This window comes from Amycolatopsis sp. SID8362, from assembly GCF_010550475.1.
GTDB classification, from domain to species: Bacteria; Actinomycetota; Actinomycetes; order Mycobacteriales; family Pseudonocardiaceae; genus Amycolatopsis; species Amycolatopsis eburnea.
Map to the genome: position 1 here is coordinate 1 of NZ_JAAGNB010000792.1, position 7,314 is coordinate 7,314.

Consider the following 7,314-nt stretch of genomic DNA (forward strand, 5'->3'; position numbering starts at 1 on the left):
CGGCCCCCGCGAGCCGCCTGCGCTGGAACCGGCAGTTCACCGCGCTGGCTCAGGCGGTGTCGCACGGCCGTCACGGCGACACCCCCGGCGCCGAAACCGCGGCGAAGGAGGCCCGGGAAGCGGCGCACCCGTACCGGATGGCCACGCACCTCGGCGCCCGGCTCGTCGCCGAAGCGGCACTGGCCGACGGCTGGGGCGACCCGGTCCCGTGGCTGCGAGCGGCGGAGGAGTACTTCCACGAAGCGGCTGTCCCCGTCGTCGCCGGAGCCTGCCGGACGCTGCTGCGCCGAGCCGGGGAAGCCGTCCGGCAACGCCGCCCCGGCCTCCACCGCCTCCCGCGCGAGCTGCGCGACGCCGGTGTCACGGTGCGGGAGTACGACGTCTTCCGGCTGCTGGTCCACCGGCTGGGCAACACCGACATCGCCCGGCGCCTGCTGATTTCCCCGAAGACGGTGGAAAAGCACGTGTCGAGCCTGATGACGAAGACGAAGCTCCCCGACCGCGCGACCCTGTCCGACTACGCGGCGGCGATCAGCGGGTGAGCCCGCCGATGAGCAGGTCGAGCTGGTACTCGAAATCCTGGACGCAGTCGCCCGCCTCCAGCGCGGGCAGCGCGCGGTGCAGGCTCGGCAGCTCCTCGGCCGTCACCATCCGGCGGAACCACGCCCCCACCGGCTCGGCCCGCTCGGCCTTCACCCCGGCCCCGGCCGTCCCGGTGAGCACCGAGCCGAACAGCATGCCCAGCAGCGACCGGTAGGCACGCGCCGCGGCGTGCTCGTCCAGGCCCGCGTCGAGCAGGGCGCGCAGGAGCGCGTCGATCACCCGCAGGGCCCCGGTGGAGCGCGGGTTGGCGTCCTGCGCGGCGAGCGCCCGGACGACGACCGGATGCCGCGTGAAGCTCGCGTGCAGTCCTTCGGCCAGCGAGCGCAGCCGTGCGTCCCAGGGCAGCGCGGGGTCCGGGAGCGGCACTTCCTCGAAGGCACGCGCGGTGAGGCCGTCCAGCAGGTCTCCCTTGTTCGCCACGTGGTTGTAGAGCGACATCGCCTCGACGCCGACCGCCGTCGCGACCTTGCGCATCGACAGCGCGGCCATCCCCTGCTCGTCGGCCAGCCGCAAGGCCGCGTCGAGGATCTTCTCCCGGTTCAGTGACACACTTACAGTGTACGCATACAGTGTAAGTATGGATGCCGACACCGTGCTCACGACCACCCGATCCGTCCGCCGCAAGCTCGACCTGACCCGCGACGTCCCGCAGGACGTCCTGGACGGCTGCCTCCGCATCGCCCAGCAGGCACCGGCGGCGGGCAGCATGGCGGCGCAGTTCCGCTGGCTCCTCGTCCGGGACGCAGGCACGAAAGCCGAGATCGCCCGGTACAACCGCATGACGGCCGAGGCGGCCTGGGCGAAGTACGGCCACCTCGTCGAGCGCCGCGCGCTGGAATCCGCCCAGCACCTCGTCCACAACCTCGAACGCGTGCCGGTGCTGGCCATCCCCTGCATGATCGGCCGCCCGCCGGCCGACGCGTTCTCCCAGTCCGCGTACTTCGGCTCCGCCTACCCGGCCATCTGGAGCTTCCAGCTCGCCCTGCGCGCCCGCGGCCTCGGCAGCTCGATCTGCGGCTACCACCTCCAGGACCACGAAGCGGACGTCGCCGCCGTGCTCGGCATCCCGGACGACGTGCAGCAGATCAGCCTGCTGGCCGTCGCCTACACCACGCAACGCGACTTCCGCCCCGCCGCGCGCCCGGACCTGGCGAGCACCGTCTACTTCGAGTCCTGGGGCGCGGCCGACCGCGAGCCGGTCACTTCCGGGGCAGGCCCGGCGGATTGACCTCCGACGCCGGCAGTGCCTCCGACGCGAGGTTCCAGCGCTTCAGGACCTCCGCGTACTGACCGTTCTTGATCACCGTGTCCAGAGCCTGCTGCAGCGCCTTCACGAAGCCGTTGTCCTTCTTCGTCATCGCCGCGATGTCGGCCTCGATCGTGCCGCCGCCGGAGACCGTGCCGACGATCTTCGTCTTGCCCTCCACCGCCACGTGGTAGGCCGACGTCGGGTTGGGGCCGACGTAGGCGTCGATGCGGCCGGACTGCAGCGCCAGGTAGTAGTCGGAGGTCGTTTGGTAGTACTGGAACTTCACCGGGGCGAGCCCGGCCGTCCGGTTCTGCTGGTCCCAGCGCAGCAGGATCTGCTCCTAGTTGGTCCCCGCGCCGACGCCGACGGTGAGCCCGGCGATGTCCTTCGCGTCCTTCACCGTGACGTTCTTCTCGTTCTTGACCTCGAACGCGATCGTGTCCTTGCGGTAGGTGGCGAAGTCGTACTTGTCCTTGCGCTCCTCGGTCACCGTGATGTTCGAGAACCCGGCGTCGAACTGGCGGTTCTCCACCGACAGGAACAGGTTTTCCCAGGACGAGGCCCGCAGGTCGAGCTTCAGCCCGAGCACGTCGGCCACCAGCTGCGCGAGGTCGGGCTCGACGCCGATCAGCGTCTTGTCGTCGTCGGCGCGGAACGACAGCGGCGGGGTGCCGTTGCCTGTGGTCCCGGCCACCAGCGTGCCGCGGGACCGGATGTCGGCCGGAACGAGCGCGGCGATCGCGTCGACTTTCTGCGCCCGGACGCGGTTCTGGTTCGCAGTGATGTTGACGCCGCCCGGCTGGTCCGCCGGCGCGGTGGTGGCCGCCTCCGGGCTGCCGCACGCGGCGAGCGCGAACACCGAAGCCAGCAAAAGGGTTCTCAGCCTCATGACTCTCCTCAAAGGACTTTTTCGACGAAGGCCCGCGTGCGGGCGTGCCGGGGGTGGTCGAGTACTTCGGCGGGCGGGCCCTGTTCGACCACCCGCCCTTCGTCGAGGAACACGACGTTGTCGGCGACTTCGCGGGCGAAGCCGAGCTCGTGGGTGACGACGACCATGGTCGTGCCCGCTTTCGCGAGGTCCCGGACGACTTCCAGGACTTCACCGACCAGCTCGGGGTCGAGTGCCGACGTGGGTTCGTCGAAGAGCAGGACGTCCGGTTCCAGTGCCAGCGCCCGCGCGATCGCGACCCGCTGCTGCTGCCCGCCGGACAGCCGCCTCGGGTACTCGGACACCTTGTCCTCGAGCCCGACGCGGGCGAGCAGCTCGCGGGCCTTGCCCTCGGCTTCCGCACGCGGGCGGCGCTGGGCCGAGATCGGCGCCTCGACGACGTTCTCCAGCACGGTCAGGTGCCCGAAGAGGTTGAAGTTCTGGAAGACGAACCCGATCCGGGTGCGCTGCTTGAGGATGTCCCGCTCCTTCAGCTCGTGCAGGCGGTTGCCGGAGCGGCGGTACCCCATCAGCTCGCCGCCGACGCTGATGAAGCCGCGGTCGGCGCGCTCGAGGTGGTTGATCAGCCGCAGCAGCGTCGACTTCCCGGACCCGGACGGTCCCAAGAGGACGGTGACCTCCCCCGGTCGCACCTGGAGGTCGACGCCGTCGAGCACGGTCAGGGCACCGAAGCTCTTGTGCACGCCGCGCACGTCCACCATGTAGTCCGCGGTCATGGCCGCCCCCAGATCGCGCGAAGGCGCTGCAGCGGTGTCGGCGGCAGCGTGCGCTGGGCGCCGCGGCCGAAGTGGCGTTCGACGTAGTACTGCGCGACCGACAGCACGGTGGTCAGCGCGAGGTACCAGGCGGTGGCCACGAGCAGCAGCGGGATCACCCGGCCGCTGCGCGTGTAGATCACCTGGACCTGGTAGAACAGCTCCGGCAACGCCATCACGTACACCTGCGACGTCGCCTTCAACAGCCCCACGATCTCGTTGGCCGCGGTCGGCACGATCGTGCGCATCGCCTGCGGCAGCACGATCCGGCGGAACTGCCGTCCGGCCGGGATGCCCAGCGCCGCCGCGGCTTCGCGCTGCCCGGCGTCGACCGAGAGGAACCCGGCGCGCACGATCTCCGCGGCGTAGGCACCCTGGTGCAGCGCGAGCCCGAGGCCGGCGGCGAGGAACGGCGGGATCAGGCTCATCGTCCCGACCGAGACGAACGACGGCCCGAACGGGACGCCGAAGGAAATCTCGTTGTACAGGATCGCGAGGTTGTACCAGAACAGCAGCTGCAGAATGAGCGGGACCGACCGGAAGATCCACGTGTAAGTCCAGCTCACCGCCCGGAGGAGCGGGTTGCGGGAAATGCGCATCAACGCCAGAACCGTGCCCAGCAGGAATCCCGCGACGACCCCGAACAACGTGAGCTCCAGGGTCAGCGCGACCGCTTCCAGGATCGATTTCTGGAAGACGAACCGGGAAAAGGTCGGCCAGTCGAACGCCTTGTTGGTCACCAGCGCGTGCCCGGCCATCGCGACGAGCACGGCGACGACGGCGGCGGCCACCCAGGTCATCGGACGCCGCGCGGGCACGATCTTGAGCGACTCCTCCGGCGCCGCGGCGGGCGCGGGACGGGTACCGAGGTCGCTGGTCACCTCGCCCCCACCGGGACGGTAAGCGCTTTCGAGAACGGCAGGCGCGTGGCGGGCACCGCGTCGACGTCGAAGTGCGGCGTGTAACCGGTGGCCAGGTAGAGGCCCCGTGCCTCGGGCTGGTTCGGGCCGGTGGTGAGGAAGATCCGGCTGTACCCGCGGCGCGCGGCCTCGAACTCCAGCTCGGCGACGACACGCCGGGCGAGCCCGGTGCCGCGATGCGCCCGGTGGGTCCAGATCCGCTTGAGCTCGGCGGTCTCGTCGTCGTGGCGCTGGAAGGCGCCGCCCGCGACGGCGTGGCCGTTTCGGACGAGCAGCAGCAGTCCGCCTTCCGGCGCCGCGAACCGCCGCGCGGGGTATTCGCGGAGTTCGAGGTGGACGTCGTCGAGCGCGCGGTGGTAACGGGTCGAATATTCGCGGGCCAGGTCGGCGAGCAATGGCCGGACCCGCGGATCAGACTGGGCGACCCAGACGGATTCGGGCATGAGAACACCTGCTCCGGAAAGAATGGGGAGAAAAGCATCCGGGACGCTTTTCGCTGACCCCCAGACCTTATGGAGCCGGGCCGAGCCCGGTCAACGCGGCGGCGCCGGGTTCCAGATCCTGGACCTCAGCCCGACACGATGCGCCGGAACGCCTCCCGCTCGCGCTTCGACAACGGCACTCGCGGGTCGTCCGCCGTCCGCCGCGGCATCGGCACGGCGAAGCCCGGTTCGAACGGCGGCACCGGCGGCACCAGCACCCAGCCGACCCCCGTGAACGCCCGTCCCAGTGCATCGAGCAGTCGTTTCATCACGTGCCACATGCTCCGCGCCGCGGCGCCGCGAACCCAGCGCGTCCACATCCTGAAAGCAGGTGCGCCAGGACGATCAGGACAGGCGCGCGACGAACGCCAGCGTGCGCCGCCGTTCTTCGTCGGTGCCGACCGGGCTGATCAGCAGGTCCGTGACTCCCGCCTCGGCGAACCGGCGGGCCGTGGCGGCCACCAGGTCTTCGGTACCGGCGGTCACGGTGTCTTCGATCCCGGCTTTGCCCTGCTGCCGCAGCAGCCGCCGGTAGCTCGCGAACTCCCCCGCACCGCCGAACCGGGCGCGGATGTCGTCCCGGACGCGGTCCGGGGCCGCCGTCACCGAAAACATGGCCGTCGCGACCACGCGCGGAGCAGGCCGACCGGCGCGGCTCGCGGCGTCGGTGATCTTCGGGACGACGACCTCGCCCAGCACCTCCGGGCCGGCCCACACGGTCACCGTGCCGTCGGCCAGCTCCCCCGCGATGGCGAGCATCATCGGACCGAGCGCGGACACGAGCACCGGAGGCGGCTCGGCTCCGGGCACCTCGACCAACCCCGCCGCCGAGAGCGTCTCCCCGCGGAAATCGACGGTTTCCCCGCGCAGCAACGGGTTCAGAGCCTGCAGGTATTCGCGGACGTGCCGCGCGGGCCGGTCGTAGGAAAGCCCGTAGCCGCCTTCGACGATCTCGCGGTGGCTCGGCCCGATTCCCAGCGTCAGCCGCCCGCCGGTAGCCGCCTGGGCGGTCAGCGCCTGACCGGCCAGCGCCAACGGGTGCTGGGCGAACGTCCGCACGACCGCCGTGCCCAGCCCGATCCGCGGGACCCGCTGACCGGCGACGGCCGCGACGGTCAGCGCGTCCCACGCCGTCAGCTGCGGGAAGAACGCGCTGTCCAGCCCGAGCCGCTCGGCCGCCGCGATGTCCCCGACGATCCCCTCGAGTCCCGTCGCACTGGTCGCGTAGAGCCCGATCCGCATGCCGCCTCCAACCGGAATGTCAGATTCACCTTCTGCCGCGAACGTAGCATAAGATGAACCCGACATTCCGTTTTGGGAGGAGGCCGGTCATGCGGGCCGACGCGGTGCGCAACCGCGAGCGGATCGTCACGCAAGCCGTGCGGCTGTTCGCCGAACGCGGCCCCGACGTGCCCATGTGCGAGATCGCCGACGCGGCCGGGCTGGGCGTCGGAACCCTCTACCGCCACTTCCCCGACCGGCGGGCGCTCGCACTGGACATCGGCCTCGGCGCCCTGCGCGACCTCGCGGACTTCGCCCGCACCGCCCGCGAGCGCGAAGAATCGGCGTGGGCCGAACTGCGGGCGGTCATCCGGCACTGCGCGACACTGCCGCTGGCGCTCGCGAAGTCCCTGACCGCGCTGCTGCCGGACGACGAGAACGAGACCCAGGCCGAACTCCAGCACACGGTCGACACCATGCTGACCGACCTCATCGTCCGCGCCCAGCGGGAAGGCACCCTGCGCGCGGACGTGCCCACCCCCGAGGTCCAGCGGCTGCTGAGCACGATCATCTGCCGCCCGGGCGCCCGCCCCGACGACTACCTCACCGTCGTCATGCTGGACGGCCTCCGCGCCCGGCCGGCGTAGCGACGCCGGCGGGCCGACCGATTCCGTCCCCAGCGCCTGCCGGGCGTCGGTCAGACGCCTTTGCGCAACAGCGCCGTGATTCGACCGCCGGTCTCGCGGCCGAGCGATTCCGTCCCCAGCGCCTGCCGGGCGTCGGTCAGGCGCGCTTGCGCAACAGCGCCGTGATCCGGCCACCGGTCTCGCGGTCGAGCGCTTCCGGGCACTCGACGCCAAGGGATTCCGCCAGCGTCCGGCCGTGCAGGTCGACGACCGCTTCGGTGAGATCCGCCAGCGTGCCGGCCGCCGCGGTCGCGCGGCGCCAGGCGACCGTGACCGCGACGGAAGCGATCAGGGCCGCCGGCCACCACACGAAGGTGAGCGCCAGGTACGCCACCGCCCAGCCGGCCAGCCGCTGGGCCGCCACCACCGCGCCGTTCGCTTCCTGCACCGCGGTCCGGGCCGCGTCCGGCAATACCAGCCACAGGCGGGGCCACGCCGTCGCCAGGTCG

11 protein-coding genes and 1 pseudogene are annotated in these 7,314 nt (G+C 71.4%); 3 read left to right on the forward strand and 9 right to left on the reverse strand.

Translation table 11 applies throughout. The annotated features are described in order from the left end of the window. Positions 1-542: LuxR C-terminal-related transcriptional regulator (locus tag G3I65_RS24555; RefSeq protein WP_160698187.1), on the forward strand; the 542-nt coding region annotated here is incomplete at its 5' end. Here G3I65_RS24555 and G3I65_RS24560 read toward each other — a convergent pair. After that, a complete protein-coding gene (locus G3I65_RS24560; RefSeq protein ID WP_160698188.1) occupies positions 532-1,152 on the reverse strand; it encodes a TetR/AcrR family transcriptional regulator C-terminal domain-containing protein in 621 nt (206 codons plus the stop codon). The genes G3I65_RS24555 and G3I65_RS24560 overlap by 11 nt on opposite strands. A 28-nt stretch (positions 1,153-1,180) precedes the next feature. Between G3I65_RS24560 and G3I65_RS24565 the strand changes: the two genes are divergently transcribed. Beyond that, positions 1,181-1,831 carry a nitroreductase family protein gene (locus G3I65_RS24565; RefSeq protein ID WP_160698189.1) on the forward strand — a complete coding sequence of 217 codons (651 nt, stop codon included), beginning with the start codon at positions 1,181-1,183 and terminating at the stop codon, positions 1,829-1,831. Here the strand turns inward: G3I65_RS24565 and G3I65_RS59075 are convergent. The 7 genes from G3I65_RS59075 to G3I65_RS24595 all read right to left on the reverse strand — a co-directional run bounded on the left by G3I65_RS59075 (position 1,803) and on the right by G3I65_RS24595 (position 6,200). Then, positions 1,803-2,138, reverse strand: coding sequence for a hypothetical protein (locus G3I65_RS59075; RefSeq protein WP_375336711.1), 336 nt, complete (start codon positions 2,136-2,138; stop codon positions 1,803-1,805). The genes G3I65_RS24565 and G3I65_RS59075 overlap by 29 nt on opposite strands. A gap of 54 nt (positions 2,139-2,192) precedes the next feature. Beyond that, positions 2,193-2,741 (reverse strand): transporter substrate-binding domain-containing protein, encoded by a 549-nt coding sequence (locus G3I65_RS59080; RefSeq protein ID WP_375336712.1) that lies wholly within the window; start codon positions 2,739-2,741, stop codon positions 2,193-2,195. A gap of 8 nt (positions 2,742-2,749) precedes the next feature. After that, complete coding sequence (locus tag G3I65_RS24575; RefSeq protein ID WP_160698190.1) at positions 2,750-3,517, reverse strand: amino acid ABC transporter ATP-binding protein; 768 nt, start codon at positions 3,515-3,517, stop codon at positions 2,750-2,752. Continuing rightward, a complete protein-coding gene (locus G3I65_RS24580; protein ID WP_160698191.1) occupies positions 3,514-4,437 on the reverse strand; it encodes an amino acid ABC transporter permease in 924 nt (307 codons plus the stop codon). Before G3I65_RS24580 ends, G3I65_RS24575 begins: the two co-directional genes overlap by 4 nt. Next, the gene (locus G3I65_RS24585) at positions 4,434-4,919 is read right to left on the reverse strand and encodes a GNAT family N-acetyltransferase (RefSeq protein WP_160698192.1); all 486 of its coding nucleotides are present in this window, start codon (positions 4,917-4,919) and stop codon (positions 4,434-4,436) included. The genes G3I65_RS24580 and G3I65_RS24585 overlap by 4 nt, the downstream gene beginning before the upstream one ends. Positions 4,920-5,044: 125 nt before the next feature. After that, positions 5,045-5,227, reverse strand: a complete 183-nt coding sequence (locus G3I65_RS24590) for a hypothetical protein (RefSeq protein ID WP_160698193.1) — start codon at positions 5,225-5,227, stop codon at positions 5,045-5,047. A 76-nt stretch (positions 5,228-5,303) separates the two neighbouring features. Then, positions 5,304-6,200: a TIGR03564 family F420-dependent LLM class oxidoreductase gene (locus G3I65_RS24595; RefSeq protein ID WP_160698194.1), complete on the reverse strand. Its 897-nt coding sequence runs from the start codon at positions 6,198-6,200 to the stop codon at positions 5,304-5,306. 89 nt (positions 6,201-6,289) lie between these two features. On the opposite strand from G3I65_RS24595, the gene G3I65_RS24600 reads away from it, so the two are divergent. Beyond that, the gene (locus tag G3I65_RS24600; protein WP_160698195.1) at positions 6,290-6,826 is read left to right on the forward strand and encodes a TetR/AcrR family transcriptional regulator; all 537 of its coding nucleotides are present in this window, start codon (positions 6,290-6,292) and stop codon (positions 6,824-6,826) included. Positions 6,827-6,962: 136 nt separating this feature from the next. Here the strand turns inward: G3I65_RS24600 and G3I65_RS24605 are convergent. After that, positions 6,963-7,314 (reverse strand): annotated as a pseudogene (locus G3I65_RS24605) (hypothetical protein); the annotation flags it as partial.

Bases quoted from the DNA above. Each gene is read 5' to 3' on its own strand.
- G3I65_RS24565 (WP_160698189.1), top strand. From the start codon at position 1,181: ATGGATGCCGACACCGTGCTCACGACCACCCGATCCGTCCGCCGCAAG.
- G3I65_RS59080 (WP_375336712.1), bottom strand. From the start codon at position 2,741: ATGAGGCTGAGAACCCTTTTGCTGGCTTCGGTGTTCGCGCTCGCCGCG.
- G3I65_RS24595 (WP_160698194.1), bottom strand. From the start codon at position 6,200: ATGCGGATCGGGCTCTACGCGACCAGTGCGACGGGACTCGAGGGGATC.
- G3I65_RS24575 (WP_160698190.1), bottom strand. From the start codon at position 3,517: ATGACCGCGGACTACATGGTGGACGTGCGCGGCGTGCACAAGAGCTTC.
- G3I65_RS24590 (WP_160698193.1), bottom strand. From the start codon at position 5,227: ATGAAACGACTGCTCGATGCACTGGGACGGGCGTTCACGGGGGTCGGC.
- G3I65_RS24600 (WP_160698195.1), top strand. From the start codon at position 6,290: ATGCGGGCCGACGCGGTGCGCAACCGCGAGCGGATCGTCACGCAAGCC.
- G3I65_RS24585 (WP_160698192.1), bottom strand. From the start codon at position 4,919: ATGCCCGAATCCGTCTGGGTCGCCCAGTCTGATCCGCGGGTCCGGCCA.